22 protein-coding genes are annotated in these 24,245 nt (G+C 70.1%); 11 read left to right on the forward strand and 11 right to left on the reverse strand.

What is annotated here, in order from left to right:
* Nucleotides 1-21 precede the first annotated feature (21 nt).
* Nucleotides 22-1,338: an oxygenase MpaB family protein gene (locus WAE60_RS09100; RefSeq protein WP_337685848.1), complete on the reverse strand. Its 1,317-nt coding sequence runs from the start codon at nt 1,336-1,338 to the stop codon at nt 22-24.
* 124 nt (nt 1,339-1,462) lie between these two features.
* On the opposite strand from WAE60_RS09100, the gene WAE60_RS09105 reads away from it, so the two are divergent.
* Nucleotides 1,463-2,074 carry a helix-turn-helix domain-containing protein gene (locus WAE60_RS09105; RefSeq protein ID WP_337685849.1) on the forward strand — a complete coding sequence of 204 codons (612 nt, stop codon included), beginning with the start codon at nt 1,463-1,465 and terminating at the stop codon, nt 2,072-2,074.
* Between the two features lie 109 nt (nt 2,075-2,183).
* Here the strand turns inward: WAE60_RS09105 and pgsA are convergent, their stop codons facing one another.
* Complete coding sequence (pgsA, locus tag WAE60_RS09110; protein ID WP_029908355.1) at nt 2,184-2,801, reverse strand: CDP-diacylglycerol--glycerol-3-phosphate 3-phosphatidyltransferase; 618 nt, start codon at nt 2,799-2,801, stop codon at nt 2,184-2,186.
* Between the two features lie 34 nt (nt 2,802-2,835).
* Nucleotides 2,836-3,573, reverse strand: a complete 738-nt coding sequence (locus tag WAE60_RS09115) for a hypothetical protein (RefSeq protein WP_156035586.1) — start codon at nt 3,571-3,573, stop codon at nt 2,836-2,838.
* Nucleotides 3,574-3,812: 239 nt separating this feature from the next.
* Between WAE60_RS09115 and WAE60_RS09120 the strand changes: the two genes are divergently transcribed.
* From WAE60_RS09120 to WAE60_RS09135, 4 genes are all read left to right on the forward strand, one after another.
* A complete protein-coding gene (locus WAE60_RS09120; protein WP_051695328.1) occupies nt 3,813-5,099 on the forward strand; it encodes an MFS transporter in 1,287 nt (428 codons plus the stop codon).
* 217 nt (nt 5,100-5,316) lie between these two features.
* A complete protein-coding gene (locus tag WAE60_RS09125) occupies nt 5,317-6,483 on the forward strand; it encodes a saccharopine dehydrogenase NADP-binding domain-containing protein (protein WP_337685850.1) in 1,167 nt (388 codons plus the stop codon).
* 76 nt (nt 6,484-6,559) lie between these two features.
* Nucleotides 6,560-8,767 carry a methyl-accepting chemotaxis protein gene (locus tag WAE60_RS09130; protein WP_337685852.1) on the forward strand — a complete coding sequence of 736 codons (2,208 nt, stop codon included), beginning with the start codon at nt 6,560-6,562 and terminating at the stop codon, nt 8,765-8,767.
* Between the two features lie 186 nt (nt 8,768-8,953).
* Nucleotides 8,954-10,486: a sodium:proton antiporter gene (locus tag WAE60_RS09135; protein WP_029908343.1), complete on the forward strand. Its 1,533-nt coding sequence runs from the start codon at nt 8,954-8,956 to the stop codon at nt 10,484-10,486.
* 139 nt (nt 10,487-10,625) lie between these two features.
* Here the strand turns inward: WAE60_RS09135 and uvrC are convergent, their stop codons facing one another.
* The 3 genes from uvrC to WAE60_RS09150 all read right to left on the reverse strand — a co-directional run bounded on the left by uvrC (nt 10,626) and on the right by WAE60_RS09150 (nt 13,107).
* Complete coding sequence (gene uvrC / locus WAE60_RS09140) at nt 10,626-12,545, reverse strand: excinuclease ABC subunit UvrC (RefSeq protein ID WP_337685853.1); 1,920 nt, start codon at nt 12,543-12,545, stop codon at nt 10,626-10,628.
* Between the two features lie 97 nt (nt 12,546-12,642).
* Nucleotides 12,643-12,846: a type II toxin-antitoxin system RelE/ParE family toxin gene (locus WAE60_RS09145; RefSeq protein WP_156035585.1), complete on the reverse strand. Its 204-nt coding sequence runs from the start codon at nt 12,844-12,846 to the stop codon at nt 12,643-12,645.
* A 3-nt stretch (nt 12,847-12,849) separates the two neighbouring features.
* Nucleotides 12,850-13,107: a hypothetical protein gene (locus WAE60_RS09150; RefSeq protein ID WP_051695202.1), complete on the reverse strand. Its 258-nt coding sequence runs from the start codon at nt 13,105-13,107 to the stop codon at nt 12,850-12,852.
* 61 nt (nt 13,108-13,168) lie between these two features.
* Here WAE60_RS09150 and WAE60_RS09155 point away from each other — a divergent pair, with 61 nt between their 5' ends.
* The 3 genes from WAE60_RS09155 (at nt 13,169) to WAE60_RS09165 (ending at nt 14,708) form a co-directional block, all read left to right on the forward strand.
* Nucleotides 13,169-13,789, forward strand: coding sequence for a TIGR02466 family protein (locus WAE60_RS09155; RefSeq protein ID WP_337685854.1), 621 nt, complete (start codon nt 13,169-13,171; stop codon nt 13,787-13,789).
* A 132-nt stretch (nt 13,790-13,921) separates the two neighbouring features.
* A complete protein-coding gene (locus tag WAE60_RS09160; protein ID WP_337685855.1) occupies nt 13,922-14,107 on the forward strand; it encodes a hypothetical protein in 186 nt (61 codons plus the stop codon).
* A 49-nt stretch (nt 14,108-14,156) separates the two neighbouring features.
* Complete coding sequence (locus tag WAE60_RS09165; RefSeq protein WP_337685856.1) at nt 14,157-14,708, forward strand: YbhB/YbcL family Raf kinase inhibitor-like protein; 552 nt, start codon at nt 14,157-14,159, stop codon at nt 14,706-14,708.
* On the opposite strand, the gene WAE60_RS09170 is transcribed toward WAE60_RS09165, so the two are convergent.
* On the reverse strand, nt 14,687-15,322 hold the full coding sequence (locus WAE60_RS09170; protein ID WP_337685898.1) for a DUF998 domain-containing protein: 636 nt from the start codon (nt 15,320-15,322) through the stop codon (nt 14,687-14,689). The two genes, WAE60_RS09165 and WAE60_RS09170, sit on opposite strands and share 22 nt — an antisense overlap.
* A gap of 233 nt (nt 15,323-15,555) precedes the next feature.
* Nucleotides 15,556-17,211 (reverse strand): M20/M25/M40 family metallo-hydrolase, encoded by a 1,656-nt coding sequence (locus WAE60_RS09175; RefSeq protein WP_029908325.1) that lies wholly within the window; start codon nt 17,209-17,211, stop codon nt 15,556-15,558.
* Between the two features lie 222 nt (nt 17,212-17,433).
* Between WAE60_RS09175 and WAE60_RS09180 the strand changes: the two genes are divergently transcribed.
* Entirely contained in the window at nt 17,434-17,622 is a 189-nt protein-coding gene (locus tag WAE60_RS09180; protein ID WP_029908322.1) for a hypothetical protein, read from the forward strand.
* A gap of 147 nt (nt 17,623-17,769) precedes the next feature.
* Nucleotides 17,770-18,003, forward strand: a complete 234-nt coding sequence (locus WAE60_RS09185) for a flagellar basal body rod C-terminal domain-containing protein (protein ID WP_029908320.1) — start codon at nt 17,770-17,772, stop codon at nt 18,001-18,003.
* Nucleotides 18,004-18,104: 101 nt separating this feature from the next.
* Here WAE60_RS09185 and WAE60_RS09190 read toward each other — a convergent pair whose 3' ends face one another.
* Nucleotides 18,105-18,890, reverse strand: coding sequence for an anti-sigma factor (locus WAE60_RS09190; RefSeq protein ID WP_337685857.1), 786 nt, complete (start codon nt 18,888-18,890; stop codon nt 18,105-18,107).
* Nucleotides 18,891-19,102: 212 nt separating this feature from the next.
* On the opposite strand from WAE60_RS09190, the gene WAE60_RS09195 reads away from it, so the two are divergent.
* Nucleotides 19,103-19,657, forward strand: coding sequence for a hypothetical protein (locus tag WAE60_RS09195; protein ID WP_337685858.1), 555 nt, complete (start codon nt 19,103-19,105; stop codon nt 19,655-19,657).
* 115 nt (nt 19,658-19,772) lie between these two features.
* Here the strand turns inward: WAE60_RS09195 and rpoD are convergent, their stop codons facing one another.
* Nucleotides 19,773-21,725 carry an RNA polymerase sigma factor RpoD gene (rpoD, locus tag WAE60_RS09200; RefSeq protein ID WP_029908315.1) on the reverse strand — a complete coding sequence of 651 codons (1,953 nt, stop codon included), beginning with the start codon at nt 21,723-21,725 and terminating at the stop codon, nt 19,773-19,775.
* Between the two features lie 437 nt (nt 21,726-22,162).
* Complete coding sequence (gene dnaG, locus WAE60_RS09205; RefSeq protein WP_337685859.1) at nt 22,163-24,073, reverse strand: DNA primase; 1,911 nt, start codon at nt 24,071-24,073, stop codon at nt 22,163-22,165.
* Nucleotides 24,074-24,245: the final 172 nt, after the last annotated feature.

Here is a 24,245-nt window from a genome sequence, read left to right on the forward strand (position 1 = left end):
GCCCCCATAGGGGGCGGAGGATCACGCCGCCGCGTGCGCCGGCCGGTACCGCGCCGCGTCTGTCACATATTCCGCGTGCCCGTACCGCGCCAGCAGGCGGCGGACCCGGCGCACCAGCACCGCCTCGCTGATCTCCCGCAGCCCCGGCGCATGGCGCGCGGCGCGGAAGGCGGCCATCTCGGTCACCACGCCCAGGGCCACGGCCCCGAACACCAGCCGGTCGGCCGGGGTGACCTCGACCCCCATCCGCGCGGCCGCCGCCCGGTCGCCTTTCATGAAATGCTTGAGGAAGAACACCTTGGCGAAGCGGCGCTCGATCCGGTCGTGCAGCCGGTTGGCGGGCGAGCGGTCGGGCGGCAGGTAGGCGGCCATGGTGGCGCGGATCAGCGCCCCGCAGGTGGCGTCGTCGAAGCCCTGGCGCAGGGTCGAATTGCGCGCGGTCATGGCCCGCACGACCCCCTCGGGCGTGTCGGCCAGCAGGTCCTCGGGCAGGCCCAGCAGGAAGCAGCGGTAGCGCGCCAGCTCCACCCGGGCCCGCTCCTCCGGCGTGAACCGGCGGCGGCCCTTGCCGATGATGTCGAACGACATCAGGAAGATCGGGATCAGCCCGGCCGGCATCTGGTCGACCTGCGGGATCGGCACGCCGTAGACGCCGACGTCCCAGCGGCCCGAGCGCAGGGCGTTGAACCGCACCATCGAGTGCATCAGCCGCACCATGGCCGCGGCCTTGAACCCCGCCCCATGCCGCTCCAGCGCCCCGGGCAGGACGGTGGTGGCGAAGAAGGTGGCCGTCTCGTTGACCCGCCGCGCGGCGCTGTCGTTGCTGAGCGTGCCGGTCAGGGCCATCGGCAGGGCCGAGTACTTGTTCAGGAAGGTGGCGATGAACGCGCCGCGCACCGCGAACGGGGCCAGGTGGGCGGTGGCGTTGAGGTCCAGCCGTGCGCCCTCGCGCACCAGGTCCATGTCCACCCAGTCGGGCGTGGCCTCCATGGCGGCGATGAAGGCCACGAGCTCGGGCGGCGCGTCGGGCACGGCCGCGATCCCCTGGTCGCAGGCGCGGGTCAGCAGGTCGATCAGCCGGCGGAAGCCGAACTGGGGGATCAAGCTCGCGTAGGCGTCGGCCACCACGTCGCCCAGCATGGTGTAGGCGTGGACGCGGTCCAGGTCCTCCTGGGTGACCTCCACGCCCATCGGCTTGCGGTCGCGAACCACGGCCAGGGCCGGGTCCCAGGTGAAGCGTTCGGGCGTGGCGTCGAAATCGACGTTCCCGTACAGCGCCGGCAGCAGCGTCTTCTGCGACGCCACCTTGGCGCGGACCTGGTCGATGGAGAGGCTCATCGGTGTTCCTGGTGCGACGGACCCGCTCGGGATCCTGGTGTCGCCGATCAGGTTATGTAAGCATTGCTCACATTCCTACTCGCCTTCCGGCCGGCGGGATTGGGCGCGGTCGAGGACCCGGCAAGTGGCTGAAAGACAACGCAGAACGCCGCGCCAGGCGCGGGCGGAGGCCAAGATCGAGGCGATCCTGGACGCGGCCTTTCAACTTCTCGAGGCCGACGGGGTCGAGCGGCTGACCACCAACCACGTCGCCGAGCGGGCGGGGGTCAGCATCGGCACGCTGTACCAGTACTTCGGCGGCAAGCAGGACGTGCTGGCGGCCCTGGCCCAGCGCCGGGCGGCGGCGGTGCGCGACGCCATCGCGCGGACGGTCATCGAGCGTCCCGACCTGGGCAGCGTGCGGACCATCGTCCGGGCGCTTATGAACGGCGTCGAGGGCTCGCCCGCCACGCGCCAGGTGCTGCTGGACGCCCTGTTCCGCCAGAGCCGGGACGGCATGCTGCTGCACCACCACCAGGCGTTCCTGGCCGCCATCGCCGGCAAGGCGCGGCTGGAGGTCGAGCTGACGCCCGAGACGGCCTTCGTCCTGACCCACGCGGTGATCGGCCTGCTGCGCGCCGCCGCCGAGCCGGAGCTGAACCTTGACCCCGAAGCGCTGGAGGACGAGCTGGTGCGGCTGATGGAGGCCTATGTCGCGGCCTTGGCGGCGGGAAAGGGCGGCCAGCGAAGAAGCTAGGTTCCGGAGTCGGCTGGAGCCGTGAATTTCAGGTTGTCATCCCGGACAGCCCCTATGGGGCTTCCGGGATGACAACGGATCGAAGCTTCGATCGATCTGGAAACGACCGCTAGACCAGCGCCTTGCGCGCCGCTTCCCAATACTGGGCGCCGGTGATCAGGGTGACCACGGCGGCCAGCCACAGCAGGGCGTGGGCGCCGTAGGTAGCGGGGGTCACCACCGACGCGTCGGTCGGCAGGTGGAAGGCGGCCCACGAGGCCAGGATCATCTCGGCGCCGATGGCCACCAGCTGCAGGGTGGTCTTCCATTTGGCCAGCAGGGTGACGGGCAGCTTCACGCCCTTGCCGGCCCCGACCTCGCGCAGGGCGCTGACGGCGAATTCGCGGAACAGGATCAGGCCGGCGGGCAGGATCACCAGCGGATTGGGGCCCAGGGCCATCAGGCCCAGCAGGGCGCCGCAGACCAGGATCTTGTCGCCGATCGGGTCGAGGATCGCGCCCCAGATGCTGACCGCGTCCAGCTTGCGGGCCAGCCAGCCGTCGAAGAAGTCGGTGACCGCCGCGACCACGAAGGCCACGAAAGCCCAGCGCTCCAGCGACATGCACTGCTCGACGCTGAGCTGGTCGCTCAGCCACGGCACGCCGCCGGCCGCCGCGGCCAGGGCCACGAACATGAACAGGGCGATGACCAGGCGCGCGGAGGTCAGGATGTTGGGCAGGGCTTTCATGGCGGAGGTTCTAACGCATGAAGGCCAGGAAGGGCTATGGGGCGGCGGGGCTTACGTCGGCCCGGGCAGGATCACCGGCGACCGGAGCCAGCCAGAAGTCGCCTGCCAAGGTCTTCAGCAACGCTCGCCCATCGGGTTGTCGCCGCAACGGGCGCAGCATCACCCGGCTTCCGCCCGCGAGTTCCTCGATCTCCGCATAGTCGGAGGTCCAGCTGTCGAACCGATACTCCAGACGGAGGTCGCCGGGAATTGCGACAGGCTTTTCCTCGAAGCGAGGTTTGGTCCCGTGGAGAACGGCGTCACGCTTTTGAACCTTGCCAACGAGCACGTACGGATTGCCAGGGATGTAGGTCGACTCCTCGCCTGCGGTCATTAGGCAGGCGATCTTGCTCGGATCACTGTCGGGCTTGTTCAGGAAGCACCAGACTTCCCCGATCGCGCCGGTCCCGTCCTGACGCAGAAGCCCCGCGAAGAAGCCCGGACTGCCCGCCTGGGCCAACACGCCTTTGACGTACCGATTGCGAATGGCGACGTCTTCGCTGAGCACGGCGGTGCGATTGAAGGCGAAGGGAAAGCCGACAATGGTCTCGCCGCGCGCGACGCTCGCGGGCGGATGGGGACGTTCGCCAACGAGGCGCTGGGCCGGCAAGGCGCGCAACTCGCCGCCGTGGAGCGCCGATGGCGCGTCGATGGGCGGGGCCTCCTGCGCCCAAGTCGCACACGCCGCCAGCAAGGCCAACGCGAACCCAAACATTGGACGCATGTCGAGCATGGATGAATTCCCCCACACAATCGCTAGCAGGCCGGAGCGACCGTCGGAAGGTGTCGTCTTCGGCGCGGGGCGCGGTCGTCGCCCGTGCAAACACTTGTCTCCGTCGGTCCAAATCAAGGTCGGATTTCTGCGTGACGGAGGCGGAACGGGCCTTCTGAAGGGCGAATCTTGCAGGCTCGCGGTTGACGGCGCGACTTTCAAACGCCAAGCCATGCCCGAGTTTCGGGGACATGACGAACATGCGCACGACTGAGGCGAAGCAAGCGACCGCGACCAACTCCACACGCCGCGTGCTGACCGCCAGCCTCGTCGGCACGGCGGTGGAGTTCTACGACTTCTACATCTACGCCACGGCCGCCTCGCTGGTGTTCGGCCAGCTGTTCTTCCCGTCCAAGTCGCCCAGCCTGCAGCAGATGGCCGCCTTCGCCAGCCTGGGCGTGGCGTTCCTGGCCCGGCCGCTGGGCGCGGCGGTGTTCGGCCATTTCGGCGACCGGATCGGGCGCAAGTCGACCCTGGTGGCCTCGCTGGTCCTGATGGGCGGTTCGACCCTGGCCATCGCCTTCCTGCCCACCTACGCCATGGCCGGCTGGCTGGCCCCGACGCTCCTGTGCCTGCTGCGGTTCGGGCAGGGCTTCGGCCTGGGCGGCGAGTGGGGCGGGGCGGCCCTCCTGGCCGTCGAGAACGCGCCGCCCGGCTGGCGGGCCCGGTTCGGCATGTTCCCGCAGCTGGGCGCGCCGGTCGGCTTCATCGCCGCCAACGGCCTGTTCCTGATCCTGGGCCTGGTCCTGACGCCCGAGCAGTTCCTGGCCTGGGGCTGGCGCCTGCCGTTCCTGGGCAGCGTGGTGCTGGTCGGGGTGGGGCTGTGGATCCGCCTGAAGCTGACCGAGACGCCCGCCTTCGCCGCCGCCATCGCCCACGAGGCGCCGCCGGCCGTGCCGCTGGGCGAGCTGCTGCGCGACCACTGGAAGGCCACCCTCTGCGGGACCCTTGCGGCCATCTGCTGCTTCGCTGTCTACTATCTGATGACCGCCTTCGCCCTGGGCTACGGCGCCAAGGACCTGGCCTACGGCCGCACGGCCATGCTCAGCGCCCAGCTGATCGCCATCCTGTTCATGGCCGGTGGCATCGTCGTCGCCGGCTACTGGGCCGACGCCACCAGCCCGCGCCGCGTGCTGATGGCCGGCTGCGCCATGACCGTCGGCGTCGGCGCCCTGCTGCCGCTGATGATGGTCGCCGGTTCGCTGCCGACCATCGGCGCCTTCCTGGCCATCGGCCTGCTGGTCATGGGCTTCGTCTACGGACCGCTGGGCGCCTTCCTGCCCGACCTGTTCCCGGCCCGGGTGCGCTACACCGGCGCCTCGGCCGCCTTCAATCTCGGCGGCATCCTGGGCGGCGGCCTGGCCCCGATGATCGCCCAGGCCCTGGCCGACAAGGGCGGCCTGGCGCCGGTGGGGGTCTATCTGGCCGCGGCGGCGGGGCTGAGCTTCCTGGGGCTGCTGGGGCTGAAGCCGAAGGCCGCCGCCTAACCCTTCGATCCGATAGGGCTGTCATCCCGGAAGGCGCGCAGAGCTTGTCCGGGACCCAGGTGAACCGCACCGCACCCGCCCAGTCCCCTGGGTCCCGGACAGGCTCTGCGAGGCTTCCGGGATGACAACGGTTTGGAAGCTCAAACGGTCGTTTGCGCTCTCCCCCCATCCGCGCCACTGTGCCTCCAACCATAAGAAACATCGGGAGGCGCACCCCATGAACCCCAACGCGGAATTCGACGTCGTCGTCCACGGCGCGACCGGCTTCACCGGTCGGCTGGTGGCCGAGCACCTCGCCAGGCACCATCCGGACGTCCGCTGGGCGATGTCGGGCCGCAGCGCCGACAAGCTGGTCGCCGTCCGCGACGAGATCGGGGCTCCGGTCGACACGCCGCTGATCGTGGCCGACGCCGACAGCCCGACCTCGCTGCGCCGCATGGTCGGGCGGACCAAGGCGGTTCTGACGACCGTCGGCCCCTACCAGCTCTACGGCTCCGACCTGGTGGCCGCCTGCGCCGAGGCCGGGACCGACTATCTGGACCTGTGCGGCGAGCCGGCCTGGATGCGCCAGATGATCGACGCCCACGAGAAGGCGGCCCAGGCCAGCGGGGCGCGGATCGTCTTCTCCTGCGGCTTCGACTCCATCCCGTTCGAGCTGGGCGTCTGGTTCGTCCAGCAGGCGGCGGCCAAGACGTTCGGCGCCCCGGCCGCGCGGGTGAAGGGCCGAGTGCGGGCCATGCGCGGCACATTCTCGGGCGGCACGGCGGCCAGCCTGAAGGCCACCCTGGCCGCGGCGGCCCGCGATCCCCAGGTCCTGGAATACCTGAAGGACCCCTTCGCCCTGACCCCCGACTTCGCCGGGCCGAAACAGCCGCACGGGGCGGCCGTGGCCCATGACGACGACCTGGACGCCTGGACCGCCCCGTTCGTGATGGCGGCGATCAACACCCGCAACGTCCACCGCTCCAACTGGTTGATGGACCAGCCGTACGGCGCCGACTTCGTCTATGACGAGATGGTGCTGACCGGCCCCGGCGAGGCGGGCGAGGCCGCCGCCAAGGCCGTGACCGCCGCCAACGCCGGCATGGGCGCCGAGGGCGGTCCCAAGCCGGGCGAGGGGCCCAGCAAGGCCGAGCGCGAGGCCGGCTTCTACGACCTGCTGTTCGTGGCCATCGCCGACGACGGCCGTCAGGTCCGGGCCGGCGTCAAGGGCGACAAGGATCCCGGCTACGGCTCGACCAGCAAGATGATCGCCGAGACGGCCCTGTGCCTGATCGCTTCGCCCGAAGTGGCCGGGGGGATCTGGACGCCGGGCGCGGCGCTGCGGGGCAAGCTGGTGGAGCGACTGCAGGCCAAGGCGGGGCTGGCGTTCAGCGTCGAATAGCGGCGCTCGCCGTTCAGCGTTCCGCAAGGTTTGCCCGCTCTTCTCCGCCGTTCGAGTTGAGTCGGGGGACGGACGGATGACCGGAGCGTTTGGGCGGTTGTCGTTGGCGGGCAAGCTGATGGCCGCGGGCGGGGCGGCCTTGGGCGCGCTGCTGCTGCTGGGGTCGCTGCTGATCTCGTGGCAGAGCGGCCACGCCGTCCAGGCCCTGGCCCAGCGCTACGCCGCCAGCATGACCCAGGAGACCGCCCAGGGCGTCAAGAACGACCTGGACGACGCCGACGCCGTGGTGCGCTCGGCCGCCGGCATGTTCGCCGCCTCCTACGCCTCGGGCCAGCGCGACCGCGCCGTCTACATGGCCCAGCTCAAGCCGGTCTCGACGGCCTCGAAGGCCATGCTGGGCGGCTGGCTGATGTTCCAGCCCGACGCCCTGGGCGACGACGCCGCCGTCGCCGGCCGCGCCGACCTGGGCTCGACCCCGCTGGGCCGGTTCGTCGGCTACTGGGTGCGCGACGGCCAGAGCCTGACCGCCGAACAGGGCGAGGACGCCGAGTTCGGCGAGGACTTCTACACCACCAGCTTCGCCAGCGGCCGCCCGGCGATCCTGGAGCCCTATTCCGACAACGTGGCCGACGGCGGCGCGCAGAAGATGGTCCTGATGACCTCGATCACCTATCCGGTGGTGGTCGACGGCAGGACCGTGGGCGTCATGGGCGCCGACCTGGCCCTGGACGACATCGCCGCCCGCCTGAACGCGCTGAAGCCCTTCGACGACGGCCGGGCCATGCTGGTCTCGCCCAAGGGGCTGTGGGTCTCGCACCCCGACGCGGCGCTGCGCATGAAGGCCTATGCCGATCCCGGCCTGGACGTGGTCCGCAAGGCCATGGCCGACGGCCGCCCGGCGGTGGTCGAGGGCGTCAAGATCAAGGGGCGCCCGGCCCAGCGCCTGATCGCCCCGATCCGCCTGGCCTCGGGCGCGACCTGGGCCATGGTCGTCGACGTCACCGAGGACGCCCTGATGGCCCCGGCCCGCAAGCTGGCCGTGGGCATGGCGATCGGCGGCCTCTTGATGCTGCTGGCCGCCCTGGGCGTGCTGGCCGTGGCCTCGCGTCGGCTGATCGCCCGGCCGCTGCTGGGCCTGCGTGAGACCGTGCGCGGCCTGGCCGAGCACCGCTACGACCAGCCGGTGGCCGAGACCGCCCGCGCCGACGAGATCGGCGCCATCGCCCGGGCGCTAGAGACCCTGCGGGCCGAGCTGGAGCGGGCCCAGGCCCTGCGCGACGAGCAGGACGCCCTGCGCCGCGCCGCCGACGCCGACCGCGACCGCGCCGCCGCCCTGACGCTGTCGATCGACGAGCAGACCGCCGTGGTCCGCGAGGTGGGCGCGGCCCTGGCCGCCGTGGCCGAGGGCGACCTGGGCCGCCGCATCCAGGGGCCGTTCGCCGACGTCTACGAGCCCCTGCGCCGCGACTTCAACACCGCCGTCGAGAGCCTGGAGACGGCGATCGGCGAGATCGCGGAGGCCAGCGACGCCATCGGCGAGGCGGCCCGCACCCTCAGCGACGCCTCGGGCGCCCTGGCCGACCGCACCGCGCGCCAGGCCGCCGGGGTCGAGCGCACGGCCGGCTCGCTGAACGCCATCACCGGCGCCATGGGCGAGACCTCGTCCGGCGCCGACGAGACCCGCCGCCTGGTCGCCACGGCTCGCACCCAGGCCGAACAGGGCGGGACCGTGGTGGGCGAGGCCGCCTCGACCATGGGCGACATCGACGCCTCGGCCCGCCGCATCGGCGACATCGTCGGCCTGATCGACGAGATCGCCTTCCAGACCAACCTGCTGGCCTTGAACGCGGGCGTGGAAGCGGCGCGGGCGGGCGATGCCGGCCGCGGCTTCGCGGTGGTGGCCCAGGAAGTCCGGGCCCTGGCCCAGCGCTCGGCGACCTCGGCCCAGGAGATCAAGGGCCTGATCAGCGAGTCCGGGACCCGGGTCGCGGCCGGCGTCGGCCTGGTGGGCCGCACGGGCGAGGCCCTGACCGGCGTGGCCGGCCGCATGGCCGACATCGACGCGGCCGCCACCCGCATCGCCGCCTCGGTGCGCGAACAGGCCCAGAGCCTGACGGCGGTCAACGCCGACGTCGCCGAGCTGGAACGCTTCACCCAGGAGAACCTGGCCATGGTCGCCCAGGCCCGCACCGCCGACCAGGCCCTGGCGGGCCAGGGCGAGCGGCTGTCGGCCCTGGTGGGGCGGTTCCGGTTGGGGCGGGCCGGGGCGCGCTGGGCGGCGTAGGGCTCAGCGGGCGCGGCCACTTGCCCCCACCTGGCGGCTTCGCCGCCTGTCCCACGTAGGGGGCGGAGGCTCGCGCTCTTCCCCCTGCGGGGGAAGACGACCGCGAAGCGGTCCGTAGGGGGCAAGTGTTCGTCGCCCTAACCTCAGCCAATTGCCAATTCGCCCCGCAGCGGCGACGCTACGCCCATGCTGGTCTTCGAATGGATCCTGGCCCTGCTGCTGGGGGCGGTGCTGTTGTCGGCGCTGGCCCGGTGGATCGGCGCGCCCTATCCGGCCCTGCTGGCCCTGGGCGGAGCGGCCGTGGCCCTGATGCCGGGCGCGCCGAGGCTGGAGCTGGAGCCGGAGCTGATTCTGGCCCTGTTCATCGCCCCGGTGCTGCTGGACGCGGCCTACGACTCCTCGCTGCGCGACCTGAGGGACAACTGGCGGCCGGTGTCGGCCCTGGTGCTGATCGCCGTGAGCCTGACCACGATCGGCGTCGCCGTGGTCGCCCGGCTGCTGTTCCCCGCCATGCCCTGGCCCGCCGCCATCGCCCTGGGCGCGGTGGTCGCCCCGCCCGACGCCGTGGCGGCCCTGACCGTGCTGCGCCAGGTGCGCCCGCCGCACCGCATCCTCAAGATCCTGGAGGGCGAGAGCCTGCTCAACGACGCCTCGGCCCTGCTGATCTACCGCCTGGCGGTGGGGGCGGCGGCCGGCGGCTTCAGCCTGGTCCACGCCGCCCCGATGTTCGCCCTGGTGGCGGTGGGCAGCGTCGCCGTCGGCTGGCTGCTGGCCAAGGCGGCCACCCCGCTGCTGGGCCGGCTCAGCGACGTACCCAGCTCGGTGATCATCCAGTTCGTCTCGACCTTCGGGGTCTGGATCCTGGCCGAGCGGCTGGGGCTGTCGGGGGTGATCACCATCGTCGTCTATGGCGTGGCCCTGGCCCGGCGCACCAGCCGCCCGATGGCCGCCCGCCTGCGGGTGCCGTCCTTCGCGGTCTGGGAGTCGGTGACGGTGGTGCTGAACGTCCTGGCCTTCACCCTGATCGGCCTGCAGATCGGCCCGATCCTGGAGGGGCTGTCGCCGCACGAGCGGGCGGCCTATCTGCGCGGGGCCGGGGTGGTGCTGGCGGCGGTGATCGTCATCCGCATCGCCTGGGTGATGAGCTACAACACCGGGGTGCGGCTGAAGAACCACTGGTTCGGCGTGCGCCTGGCCCGGTCCAGCATGGCCGCGCCCACGGCGTCCGGCGGACTGGTGGTGGCCTGGTGCGGCATGCGCGGCATGGTCACCCTGGCCGCCGCCTTGGCCCTGCCCGAGGGCTTCCCCTATCGCGACTTCATCCAGCTGGCCGCCTTCGCCGTGGTTTTGGGCACGCTGGTGATCCAGGGCCTGACCCTGAAGCCGCTGCTGGCCGTGCTGCCGCTGCCCGACGACGATCCGGTGCGCAAGGAGCTGAAGATCGCCCGCGCCGCCACCCTGAAGGCCATGCTGCTCGAGCTGGACGGCGACGACAGTCCGGCCGCCGAGGCCCTGCGCCGCGAATACGGCGACGCGCTGAGCCAGACCCGGCAGGGCGGCAACGCCCGCGAGTCGGCCGACAACGCCCTGCGCCGGCGGGTGGTCGAGGTCTCGCGCCGGACCCTCACCGACCTGCGCCACCGCGGCGAGATCGGCGACGACGCCTATCGGGCGCTGGAGGAGGAGTTCGACTGGCTGGAGCTTTCGGCGCGGGAGTAGGTGCGGCCAGCACTTGCCCCTACGGATCGCTTCGCGATCGTCTTCCCCCAGAGGGGGAAGAGCCTCGCGCACTAGGCTCCGCCCCCTACGGGGGCGGACAGACCGCGAAGCGGTCAGGTGGGGGCAAGTGCTGGCCCCGCTACCCCTTCCGGAAGAACGCGTGGATCCGCTCGGCCAGGGGCTGGCTGACGCCCTCGACCTTGACCAGGTCCTCGACCCCCGCCCGGGCCACGCCCTTGGCCGAGCCGAAGGCGTGCAGCAGGGCCTTCTTGCGGCCGGGACCCACGCCCTCGATCTCGTCGAGCGGGTTCTTCTTCAGGTCCATCGAGCGCCGGGTGCGGTGGGCGCCGATCGCGAAGCGGTGGGCCTCGTCGCGCAGGCGCTGCAGGTAGTAGAGCACCGGCGACTTGGGCTCGAGCATGAACGGGACCTTGTCCGGCAGGAAGAACCGCTCCAGCCCCGCGTCGCGGTCCGGGCCCTTGGCCACGCCGACGATGGCGATGTCGTCGACGCCCAGGTCGGCCATCACCTCCAGCGCGGCGTCCAGCTGGCCCTTGCCGCCGTCGACCAGCACCAGGTCGGGGCGGTTGTCGCTGTCGCCCTCTTCCTCTTCCTTGACCAGGCGCGAGAAGCGGCGGCGCAGCACCTCCTTCATCATCCCGTAGTCGTCGCCGGGCGTCAGCTCGGTCGAGCGGATGTTGAACTTGCGGTACTGGCCCTTCATGAAGCCTTCCGGCCCGGCCACGATCATCCCGCCGACGGCGTTGGTGCCCTGGATGTGGCTGTTGTCGTAGACCTCGATCCGCTCGGGCGGGGCCTCCAGGCCGAAGGCTTCGCAGACGCCCGCCAGCAGCTTGGTCTGGGCGCTGCCCTCGGCCATCTTCCGGCCCAGGGCCTCGCGGGCGTTGGTCAGGGCGTGGCCGACCAGGTCGGCCTTCTCGCCGCGCTTGGGCGTCGAGATCTCCACCTTGCGGCCGCTCTTCAGGCAGAAGGCCTCGGCCAGCAGGTCGCGGTCGGCCGGGTCGAGGTTGGTCAGGATCAGGCGCGGGATCGGCTTGTCGTCGTAGAACTGGCCGAGGAACGCGGTCAGGATCCGCTGCTCCTCTGTGCTGGTCTCGCCCTCGCCTTCGCCTTCCTCGGCGTTGCCGGTCACGCGCGGGAAATAGGCGCGGTTGCCCCAGTTCTGGCCGGCGCGGAAGAAGAACACCTGGACGCAGGCCTGGCCGCCCTCGACGTGCAGGGCCACGACATCGGCCTCGTCCACGGTCTCGGGATTGATCTGGCTCTCCTGGGCCACCGAGGCCAGGGCGCGGATGCGGTCGCGCAGGCGGGCGGCGCGCTCGAACTCCAGGTCCTCAGCCGCCGCCTCCATCTGCTGGGCGATGCTGGCCATCACCGCGCGGGACTTGCCCCGCAGGAACGCCTCGGCCTGGTCGACCAGGGCCTGGTAGTCGTCCTTGCCGATCAGGCCGGTGCACGGGGCGGCGCAGCGCTTGATCTGGTGCAGCATGCAGGGCCGCGAGCGGGTCTCGTAGACGCTGTCGCTGCACGAGCGTAGCAGGAACGCCTTCTGCAGGGTGTTCAGCGTGCGGTTCACCGCCCCGGCGCTGGCGAACGGCCCGAAATAGTCGCCCTTGATCGTGTGGGCGCCGCGATGCTTGCGCAGCTGGGGCGCGTCGTGATCGCGGCGGATCATGATCTCGGGGAAGCTCTTGTCGTCGCGCAGCAGCACGTTGAAGCGCGGCTTCAGCGACTTGATCAGGTTGATCTCGAGCAGCAGGGCGTCGGCTTCGGTGCGGGTGGTGACGAACTCCATCGCCCGCGTGGCGTCGACCATGTGGGCGATGCGGTTGGTGTGGAAGCGGCCCTGGGCGTACTGGACGACGCGCTTCTTCAGGCTCTTGGCCTTGCCGACGTAGAGGACCTCGTCGTTCTCGCCGATCATCCGGTAGACGCCGGGCCCGTCGGGCAGGCGCGTGACCTCGTCCTTGATCAGGGCGGCGCCCTTCAGGGCGTTGGCGGCGGGGGTGTCGGTGGTCGCGTCGTTCACGAGCGACATATAGGCGAGTCTGGGAGGTTCAGCGATCTTCGAAGCCGTGATGAATGCGCGCGACAATCACGCTGCTGACAGTCACGGAATAGGTGATCACATAGCTCTAGGTGCGAAACGGCACGATCAACTCGCGCAATTCGCCGAAGCCGGAATGACGACCCCGTTCGGGAAATTCCCGTAGGCTGGCGATAGCGTCGCGTAATGTGACGCCGAGATCCGCGGCGTAAGGCGCCCCGTTGACGGCAAGCCAAGCTTCCAGGCGATCGAGATCGATCCAAGCGAGCCTGGAGAGCTCAATACGGCGCACCGATCAGCGCTTCTGGCCGAAATTTCGCAGTTTGGCTTCCACCTGTTCCCAGGGAACGCCGCCGTCACGTTCAGTCTCATCGCAGATGCGCTGAACTTCCTCCCAATAGGCCTCGTCATGCTTGCGCGGATCAAGGCCGGTGAAGGCGTCGAGAAGCTGGGTGGCGTATTCGTCCACGCTCTTGCCGAGGTCGCCAGACACGGCTTTCAGCCGCTCCGCGAGCTCGGCATTGATCTTCAGGGTGTGATCTCCGTCAGCCATGTTCTCATGATGTTCCAATCAGGGTTTGTCGTCAATCGTGCGGAGAGCTATGACCCAGCCCATGACCACGCGCCCGCTCTTCGTCACGCCGCTCTATGAAGCCAGCCTCGCCGGCGAGAAGGGCTTCGAGGTCTTCATCGACGACCTTCACGACGCCTGCATCGCCGTGGCCGAGGACGACGAGGCCGGCCAGGCCTGGGCCGAGAAGAAGGGCTATCTGGGCTACACCTCCTACGCCTCGCTGGACGACCTGGCCCAGCGCGACAGCCTGTTCGCCGACCTCAAGAAGAAGCTCGACAAACACGCGGCGACCTTCGCCAAGGCGCTCCATTTCGACCTGGCCGGCGGCAAGCTGGTCATGGACAGCTTCTGGATCAACATCCTGGAGCCGGGCGGCCAGCACACCGGCCACATCCACCCGCACAGCGTCATCTCCGGCACCGTCTATGTGACCATCCCGCCCGGCGCCTCGGCCCTGAAGTTCGAGGACCCGCGCCTGCCGATGATGATGGCCGCCCCGACGCGGGAGGCCGACGCGCCTGAGACGCTTCAGCCGTTCGTCTACGTCCAGCCCGAGCCGGGCTCGATCCTGATGTGGGAAAGCTGGCTGCGCCACGAGGTGACGCCCAACCAGGCCGAGGAGCAGCGGATCAGCCTCAGCTTCAACTACGCCTGGCGGTAGGCTTCTCCCCTTCGGGTTGCCTTCCACGCCGGCTGCCCCGACGATGGCGTCATCCGACCGGGAAGGGGCCGCTCGATGACGCCGACCGCATCGACCACGATTGCAGAAGAGCGCGTGGCGGCGCCTGAGTAGATGCTGTCGCACAAGCTGACGCCGGTCGATCCGTGCGGCTTCAACGCCTATTGTCCGAGCGCCAGCCTGCTTCTCCTTCCGGCCACCATCCTGGCGATCGTCCTGGCGGTGGCCGTCACCGCCGCCTGGATCGGCGTGCGCCGACTGATCCGCCTTCGTCGCAAGGCGCCGTCCAGCCTCGGTTGAAACCCGCCCGGCGTCCGGAGGGTTCTCCTGTGAGCCCAGGAGGACGGCCATGCCCCACGCCCAGACCCCCGATCATTCCGGCGCCGCGATCGCCACCCAGAAGGTCCAGCCTTATGGCGAGGACGATCTGGTCCTGACCACGACGGCCGCCGACCTGGACGGCCGCCTGGCCGACCGGCACAGCGCCTATCACGACAACGTCTCGCCGCCGCTGGTCTGGACGGCGGTGGAGGGCGCGGCGGGCTACGCCATCATCGTCGAGGACCCCGACGCCCCGCGCGAGAAGCCGTTCGTGCATTGGCTGATCTGGAACATCCCCGGCGAGGCCACCAGCCTGCCGGAAGGCCTGCCCAACGAGGCCAGCCTGGGCCTGATCGGCGGCGCGACCCAGGGGATCAACGACAACGGGAGCGTGGGCTGGTTCGGTCCGCGCCCGCCGGTCGGCCACGGCGTCCATCACTATCACATCCAGATCTTCGCCCTGGCCGAGCGCCTGCCGTTCGACGAGAAGACGGTCGCGACCGACCTGGTCAACGCGCTGAAGGGCGACGCCCTGGCGTCGGACGACCTGATCGTCACCTACGAGGCGGCGGGGGCGTAGTCGGGCTCGGCTTCGGTTTCGGCCTCGATCTGGCCGTCGGCGACCGGCAGGGGCGGGATCAGGTCGCGCGCCCGCCAGTGGCGGTCCAGGCAGAAGGCGGCGATCGCCAGCCACAGCAGGCCCAGGAAGGCGTGGCCGCGCTGCCAGAAGCCGACGTCGCTGCCGGTCCGCACGTTCCAGACCCCGGTCAGCAGGGCCAGCACCAGCAGCAGGAAGAAGAACCAGCCCAGCGAGAACCGCGCCAAGCGGCGATGCGCCGGCTTGCCCCACAGGGCCCAGGCGGTGAACAGCGGGGCGAACTGGATGGCCAGGCCCACGCCGCAGGCGCGGTGCATCGGGTCGGGCCAGTGGAACAGGCCGGCGAACAGCGCGCCCAGGCCGGTCATCGCCACCCACAGACCCGCGAAGGCCGAGACCCGGCGACGGCCGCCGGCGTGCTCCAGGGCGTGGGCGAAGCCGGACCCGGCCGCGACGCCGGCCAGGCCGGCCAGGATCATGCCGATGTTGAAGATCTGCGGATTGGGGGCCTTGGGGCCGCCCAGCTCGCTGATGAACTGGGCGCCGGCGTCGAAGCCTGGGAACAGGTGTTGGGCCAGCAGGACGTCGGCCACCATGATCGCGGGCACGATCAGGCCGATCCTCAGCAGGACGCCCACGCTCTTCACTTGTCCGGCCTCCGGCTTGTCAGAGCGATCTAGATCGCGCCGGGCGGGGTCGGGGTCAAGCGCTGCGAGACCCCCTCCGGCCCTTCGGGCCACCTCCCCCAGAGGGGGAGGATCTCGTCCGAGCAGATGCTCCCCCTCTGGGGGAGCTGTCGCGAAGCGACTGAGGGGGTCTTCGCGGCGGGCTACTTCTTCCCGAACAGGTTCCCGAAGAAGTCGCCCTTGTTCCAGCTGGGGCGCGCCGGGGCGTCGGCCAGTTCGCGGGCGATCTCGTAGTTGACCAGGGCGAAGCGGGCCCCGGCCTGGTAGTTGATCGGCTGGTTCAGGTCGTCGTTGGGCTTGTGGTAGTGGGTGGCCAGGAAGTCCTTGAAGCCCTTCTCGCCGCCGTTCTTGAAGCCGGTCATCAGGAACACCGACGGCACGCCCTGCTCGACGAAGCGGTAGTGGTCCGAGCGGGTGAACAGGCCTTCTTCCGGCAGCGGGTCGGCCGACAGGCCGATGCCGACGCGGCCGGCGGCGCGGGCCACGGCCGGACCGATCGACGAGCGGTCGGCGCCGAAGGCGATGACGTCCTGGAAATCGTACAGCAGGATCGGCATGTCCAGGTTGACGTCGGCGGCCATGCCGGCGCGCGGCACGGTCGGGTTGTTGGCGAAGTAGTCCGAGCCGATCAGGCCCTTCTCCTCGGCCGTCACCGCCAGCAGCACGATCGAGCGCTTGGGCTTGGTCCTGGCTTCCTTGAAGCCGCGCGCCACCTCCAGCAGGGTGGCCACGCCCGAGGCGTTGTCCAGCGCGCCGTTGTTGATCTTGTCGGCGTCCTTGCCGTGGATGCCCAGGTGGTCGAGGTGGGCGGACAGGATGATGGTCTGGGCCTTCAGCGTCGGGTCCGAGCCCTCGATCAGGCCGACCACGTTGCTGCTCTGGCGCTTCTCGATCTCGGTCTTCAGCTGGATGGTGACGTTGGTCGGCAGGTCGAAGCCCTTGACCAGGCCTTCCGGCGTCTCGGCCGCGGCCAGCACGGCGTCCAGAGAGGTCGGGGCGCCGGCGAACAGCTTGGCGCCGCCCTTCAGGCTCAGGGTGGCCAGGCCCGGCGCCGAGGCGCCGCGCACGTTGGCCACGCCCTGGGCGTCGTTCCAGGTCATGCGCCATTCCTGGTAGTTGCCGATCCCGCGCGCGAACGGGCGGTTCTTTTCCGAGGCGGTGGTCGGCAGGGTCAGCACGCCGATCGCGCCGTGCTTGGCCGCCTCGACGCGCTTGGTGTTGACGTTGCTGTAGTGGGCGCGGATCTCGGTCTGCAGGCCGGTGGGGGCGCCGTTCAGGATGACGACGATCTTGCCCTTCACGTCCAGGCCCGCGTAGTCGTCGCGGCCGCGTTCGGGGGCGACGATGCCGTAGCCGACGAACACCAGCGGGGCGGTGATCTTGGTCTCTTCCTGGCGGGCCTGGGCCGAGGGCAGGTAGTCCTCGCCGAAGGTCAGGGCGCCCGACTTGCCGTCGGCGCCGGTGTAGGAGACGCCGCCCTCATTGGCGACGCGGAAGGCCGTCAGCGGCACCTGCTGCAGGTAGGTCCCGTTGTCGCCGGCCGGTTTCACATGCATCAGCGCGTACTGGGCGGCCACGTAGTTGGCGGCGATGTCGTAACCGCGCGTGCCGGCCTCGCGGCCTTCCAGCAGGTCGTCGGCCAGGAAGCTCATATGGGCCTTGATGGCGTCGGCCGAGGGCGTGAAGCCCACGGGCTTGGTCGCGGCGGGCTTTGCTTTCGCGGCGGGGGCGGCGAGGGCGGGCTGGACGATCAGCGCCAGGGCGACGCCGGCGAGCGCGGCGCGACGGGAGAACGGCATCAAGGCAGGCTCCAAATACGGGCGTGGCCCGCGAAAGGGGCGAACCTTGGCCAGAGGAAGGCGACTTGTCGAGGTTTTCGAACCTGAACCTTTTGTAATTTTCCCGGAAAAGTCCCGCCGAAAGAACGCGTTATCCCGCCGGCGCGCGGCGTTTACCTTGTTTGGTCAGCCGGGTTTAACGGTTGGCGACGAGGTTGGCGGGGACCTTGAGGGAAAGACGCCGTGCATATCGCCGCCGCCAGCTTCAGCGCCGCCACCCAGCGCCCGGCCGCCCCGCAGGCGCGGCCGCCGGTCGATCTGACTCAGCTGGCCGTCGCCCAGACCAACGTCAAGATGACGGCCGCGGCCGGCGCGGCGCTGGGCCAGGCCACCGGCGAACTGGCCGGGGTCCTCGTCGACATCAGCGTCTAGGTTCGGCGATCGCGGAAGCGGGCTCCCGCCGGCGCGCGGGATTCCGCGATTAACCGTGTAACTTCACCTCGTTTGGTGAACAGCGCTTAACCGAAGCGCCACACATTGACCCGGCAACCCCCAATCAGATGGGTCAGGGAGAGGGTCGTGCAGGTTCTCAACACCGCCGCCGCGGGCATGTTCGCCGCCGCCGACCGCTTCACCGCCAGCGCCCAGCGCACCGTCGCCTGGGGCGCGGAGCAGACCGAAAACCCGCAGAAGATCGACCTGGCCCACGAGGCCGTCGAACAGGTTTCGGCCAAGACCGATTTCAAGGCCAACGCCGCCGTCATCCGGACGGCCGACGAGATGACGGGCGCCCTCCTGGACATGATCGCCTAGGACGCCGCGCCCGGCGCCAGCCGGTTCGAGCCCATCCCGCATTCCCCCCTGCGCGGGCTCGGACCCGCCGCCCTCCGGCTCCGCCGGGGGGCGGCCCCCCTTTATCGCGCCGGCTTCCAGCCGCTCGTTCGCGCCTTGGCCTCGGCGGCGGCGTCCAGCGGCGGTCCGGCGGACATCGCGTCGACGAGGGTCAGGACGGCGGCCGGCAGCGGCGAGCCGGCCTTGTCCGGAACGACCGCCCGCACGCGCCACGCGTCCTGCTCCCGGCAGGCGACGCCGGCCACGGGCGCGCGGCCGGCGGCCTGGAAGGCGCGGCAATAGACGCCCGAGGCGGTCTTGAACGTCAGGGCGACGCGCACCGGCCCCTCGGCGACGCCCGAGGCGCCGGTGTTCAGGATCTTGGCCAGCGGTCCGGCGGCGATCGGGGGCGGATCGTCGGCCCCGCTCAGGGTGACCGGCGGCGGCGCGGCCAGCCGTCCCATCGCCAGGCCGACCAGCAGGCAGGCGGCCAAGCCGATCCAGGTGGGGAAACCCCGACCCGACTCGTCGCGGGGCTTGGGCGCCCTGGCGTCGCGCGGCCGGATCGTTTCCTTCGTCCTGGCCTTGTCCTTTTTGACCTTGTCCTTCTTGGCCTGGGCGCCCGGGAAGGCGATCACCTCGGCCTCCTTGGCCTCGGGAGGCGATGGGGCCGTTCCCGCGCCGCGGACCTCGGGCGGGCGCGCGCCTCCCCCATGGGCGCCCGACAGCAGCCGGCGCAGCGAGCGCTGGGTCTCGACCCTCAGCGCCAGCTGCGGATCGGTCGCCATGGCCGCTTCGATCCGGGCCATGGCCTCGGGCGGCAGCTCGCCATCGACAAAGGCGAAGAGCTCTTCGTCGGGAACGGTCATGGCTGGCCTCCTTGGTCTCTGCACGCACTTTAGCCGCGTGGCGGGCGGGTCGCCAGTTCGTCGGTCCCTGAAAATCCCTAGGGTTGAAAACGGAGGCGGATAACCTTTCCGGCAGCGAAAATAATCTTCGCCGCGCGGAAGGAAATGGGCGCAACCGCGTTCTGACCGTTCGAGAGGCGACCGTCGGAGTCGTCGATCGATAGGAGAACAAGATGCGCAAGATTTCCTTCCTGACGGGCGCCGCCACCGCGGTCGTCCTGCTCTCCGCCCCCATGGCGCAGGCCCAGATCCTCGGCGGATCCGGCGGCGCGTCGGGCGGTCTCACCGGAGGATTGGGCGGCACGGTCGGCGGGCTGACGGGCCAGGCGGGCGGTTCGCTGAGCGGCGCGGGCCAGGTCAATCCCGACACCAGCGGCCTGACCTCCCATCTGCAGAGCACCACCGAACGCACGCGCCAGCGCGCCGGCGACGCGGTGCAGACCACGCGCGACACCGCCGGCCGGACGGCCCGGAAGGGCCGCTCCGCCGCCGACGCGGTCGTGGGCTCGGCCACCGACACGGCCGGCTCGGCGACCGCCAACGCCTCGGGCGCGGCCAATGCGGCCGGCGACCTGTCGACCAACGGCGTGTCCGGTTCGCTGAACGGCGGGGCCGCAACCGGCGCCGGGAGCAACCTGGGCGGGGCCAACGGCGCCGGCTCGGTCGGCGTTTCCGGCTCGGCCTCGGTTAGCGGCGGCGCCTCGACCAACGCGAAGGTCAAGAACTAGGGGCTGACGGCCCCTCAGTCGCTTCGCGACAGCTCCCCCAAGGGGGGAGCACCAACGAAAACGCCCGCCTCGGCTGACCGGGGCGGGCGTTGACGTCTCTGCGATCCGGAAACCCTTACGAGTCCAGGAAGCTCCGCAGCTTCCGCGACCGCGACGGGTGCTTCAGCTTGCGCAGGGCCTTGGCCTCGATCTGGCGGATGCGTTCGCGGGTGACCGAGAACTGCTGGCCGACTTCTTCCAGGGTGTGGTCGGTGTTCATGCCGATGCCGAAGCGCATGCGCAGCACGCGCTCTTCGCGCGGGGTCAGCGAGGCCAGCACGCGGGTGGTGGTTTCCCGCAGGTTGGACTGGATGGCCGCGTCGATCGGCAGGATGGCGTTCTTGTCCTCGATGAAGTCGCCCAGGTGCGAGTCCTCTTCGTCCCCGATCGGGGTTTCGAGGCTGATCGGCTCCTTGGCGATCTTCAGGACCTTGCGCACCTTCTCCAGCGGCATGGCCAGCTTTTCGGCCAGCTCTTCCGGGGTCGGCTCGCGGCCGATCTCGTGCAGCATCTGGCGACTGGTGCGGACGATCTTGTTGATCGTCTCGATCATGTGCACCGGGATGCGGATGGTCCGGGCCTGGTCGGCGATCGAGCGGGTGATCGCCTGACGAATCCACCAGGTGGCGTAGGTCGAGAACTTGTAGCCGCGGCGGTACTCGAACTTATCGACGGCCTTCATCAGGCCGATGTTGCCTTCCTGGATCAGGTCCAGGAACTGCAGGCCGCGGTTGGTGTACTTCTTGGCGATCGAGATCACGAGACGGAGGTTGGCTTCCACCATCTCCTTCTTGGCCTGACGAGCCTCGCGCTCGCCCTTCTGAACGGTCTGGACGATGCGGCGATAGTCGTCGATCGGCACGCCGGTCTCCGTGGCGAGAGCGGCGATCTCCTGGCGGATGTCGCTGACCGAGTTCAGATCGTTCTCGACGAACTTGGTCCAGCGCACGCCCATGGCCTTCACCTGGTCGACCCAGTTCGGGTTCAGCTCGGAACCGAAATAGGCCTTCAGGAACTCGCCGCGGCTGATGCCGTAGCTGTCGGCCAGGCGCAGCAGGCGGCCTTCCAGGCCGATCAGGCGCTTGTTGATCGCATACAGCTGCTCGACCAGCGCCTCGATGCGGTTGTTGTTCAGCTTCAGCGTCTTCAGGTGCTGGATGATCGTCGCCGACAGGGCCTCGTAGGCCTTGCGGTCGTTGTCCGACAGGTCCTCGCCCTTCAGGCGGCTGCCGACCAGCTTGTCCTGCAGCTTGCGGAAGGTCTCGAACTCGCCGGCGATCGCGTCGAGGATGGCCATCACGCCTTCGCGCAGCTCGCCTTCCATGGCGCTGACCGTCGGGCCGGCGCCGTCGTCGAAGTCGTCGTCGTCCTCGCCTTCGCCCTCGGCCTTGGGTTCGCCGCCGGCTTCCTCGTCGACCGGCTCGGCCGGCTCGTCCTCGGCGGCCGGGGCGGCGGCCACGCCGTTGATCGCGGCGTAGGTGCCTTCCAGGTCGATCACTTCGCGCAGCAGGATGCGGCCCGTACCCAGTTCCTCGCGCCACACCATGATGGCTTCGAAGGTCAGGGCCGACTCGCACAGCCCGCGGATCATGGTGTCGCGACCGGCCTCGATGCGCTTGGCGATGGCGATTTCGCCCTCGCGCGACAGCAGTTCGACCGAGCCCATCTCGCGCAGGTACATGCGCACGGGATCGTCCGTACGGTCGTAGGCCGCCGGCTTGTCGCTGGTGATGACCGCCTGGTTGTCCTCGCGGGCGACCACTTCGCCGCCTTCCGAGGTCTCGGCGTCCTCTTCGGCCTCGACCACGTTGACGCCCATCTCGCTCAGCATGGCGAGGGTGTCTTCGATGGCTTCGGAGGTCACTTCTTCCGACGGCAGGACCTTGTTCAGCTCGTCCATCGTGACGTAGCCGCGCGCCTTGGCCTGCTTGATGAACTTCTTTACGCCGGCGTCGGTCAGGTCGAGCAGGGGACCATCGCCGCCGGTGGCTTCGGGCGCTTCCGTCTCGGCCGAGGAATTGTTGCTCATTCAGGTCTCCGAAACGACGCGGCGCCGAAACGTGGCGCGCGTCGAGAAATGTGTCCGTGATGGGTCGCCCGCGCTTTGCGCCCCGTCGTCCGTGCAAGCTGTCCAGCCAACCGCTGAAAATATTCTCAAGAAACGCCTGAGACGCGCGAAAGAACCATGACCTAACGCTCCGCGAGCTGGGCTCTTTGCGGAGGGGCTGTCTTCACGCGCGGTCAGCGTCGGCCCTTGAGGGGTTTTCGGCAGCCACTGGGACTTGGGGGCGGCGAGGGTGACATCCTGTTTCAAGGAGGGCGCGCGCGACGGCGGCCCGGGCGATGTCAATCAGCTGCGTGGCAAATCCTTGAGTCGCCAGATGGCGTTGCATGACGCAGGAGTCAAGATGGGTAGTGATCAGTATCGTTCTATTTCAACGGGTGCGGAGGTTGGGCGGGCGCGCCCTACGAAGCCGCCTGCCAGAACTCCAGCCCGCTGATCTGCCGCTCCAGCGCGCCGATGCGGGTGCGCAGGTCGCGCGTCGCGGCCAGCGTTCCGGCGGTGACGGCCTCGCGGCGCAGGGCCTCCAGGGCCCGTTCGCTGTCGCCGATCTCGACCAGGGCCTCGTAGCAGGCCGACCACAGGGCCTTGGCCCGGTGCGGCTCCATCTTCGGGTCCAGGAACGGGGCGTCGATCGCCGAGGCTACGCGCTCGACCTCGGCGACGTGATCGCCCAGGCCCTTGCGCTCCAGGATGGCGCGGAACGGGGCGTCGTCGCCGATGTCGTCGGCCAGGGCCTCGAACAGCTCGTGGGCCAGGGTCGACAGGCGCGGATCGCCGAAGCCGACCCGCTCGATCGCCTCGTCATAGGGCCGCGCCCAGGCCGGATGGCGCAGGGCGGCGATCGCCACCGCCGCGTGGAAGGGCTTGAGCCGGGTGGTGATCTCGGCCCGGGCCACGCCCCGGATGCCCGGATCGGGCGGACCCCGGTCGCGGCCGCCCCGCCACTGGCCGCGCGGGACGAACGGCCGGCCGCCGCCGTCGCCCCAGGACCCGCCGCCGCCTTGCCCGCCGCCCGCGTTGGGCTTGGGGAACAGCGCGTCCAGCTTGACGTAGAGGTCGTCGCGATAGGCCGCCGACAGGTCCTTGTCGGCGATGGTTCCTGCGGCGGCGCGCAGGCGCTGCTTGAAGCCGGCCTTGCGCTCGGGCGTGTCCAGCGGCTCCAGGTCGCGCTCGCGGTTGAACAGCGCTTCCACGAAGGGCGTGGTCTGGGTCAGCTGGCTCTTCAGCGCCGCCGGCCCCTGCTCGCGCAGCACGTCGTCGGGGTCCTTGCCGCCGACCACGATCGAGAACTTGAACGAGCGGCCGGGCTTGAGCAGGGGCAGGGCGCGGTCGATGGCCCGGCTGGCGGCGCGCTGGCCGGCCTTGTCGCCGTCGAAGCTGAGGGTGGGCTCGGGATGCAGGCGCCACAGCACCTCCATCTGCTCCTCGGTCATGGCCGTGCCCATCGGCGCCACGGCCGGCAGGCCCGCCCGCTGGCAGGCGATGACGTCCATATAGCCCTCGACCACCAGCATCGGGGTCTGTTCGGTGGGGGCGGCGGCCTGGGCGGCGTGCAGGAGCTTCCGGGCCTCGTACAGGCCGTACAGCAGCCGGCCCTTATGGAAGAGCGTGGTCTCCGGCCCGTTCAGGTACTTGGCCCGGGCGGCGGGATCCATGGCCCGGCCGCCGAACGAGACGACCTTGCCCCGGGTGTCGGTGATCGGGAAGATGATCCGGTCGCGGAACCGGTCATAGGGCTGGCCGCCGTCCTCGGGCGCGATGAGCAGGCCGGCGTCGACCAGCTCGGCCGGCTTGGCGCCCTTGGCGATCAGATAGTCCTTCAGCGCCGTGCGGCCGTTGGGCGAGAAGCCGATGCGGAAGCGGCTCCACTGGTCCTCCGGCAGGGCCCGGCGCTTGAGATAGTCGCGGGCGGCCTGGCCGACGGGGCGGCGCAGCTCGCCCTCGAACCAGGCGGCGGCCAGTTCCATCCAGTCCGACAGGCCGGCGCGCTTCTTGTCCTCCTGGGCGGCGCGGGCGTCGGGCTCGGGCAGAGCCATGCCCGCCTCGGCCGCCAGCCGCTCGACCGCCTCGGTGAAGGTCAGCCGCTCGGTCTCCTGCAGATAGGAGATGATGTCGCCGTGCTTGCCGCTGGAAAAGCAGTGGTAGAAGCCCTTGTCGTCGTTGACGAAGAACGACGGGCTCTTCTCCTTGGTGAACGGCGACAGCCCCGCATACTCGCGCCCCTGCCGCCGCAGCTTCACCGTCTTCCCGATCACGTCGGAAGGGCGAAGGCGTTGCTTCAGTTCGTCGAGGAAGTGGTCGTCGAAACGCATGGCGGGTTAGAGCGTGAACATAAGCGGATTGTGCGATTTCCGCACGTCGGATGATCGGGTCATCCAAAGCTCACTGGGTCTTGTGGATAACCCGCACCCCAATAATCCGCTCATCCCGGCGAATGCCGGGACCCAGATCCCATAGCGGTGTGTCGGGCTGGAGAGGCTCTGA

The sequence above is a fragment of the Caulobacter sp. CCG-8 genome, from assembly GCF_037402475.1.
In the GTDB taxonomy this organism is placed as follows: Bacteria; Pseudomonadota; Alphaproteobacteria; order Caulobacterales; family Caulobacteraceae; genus Caulobacter.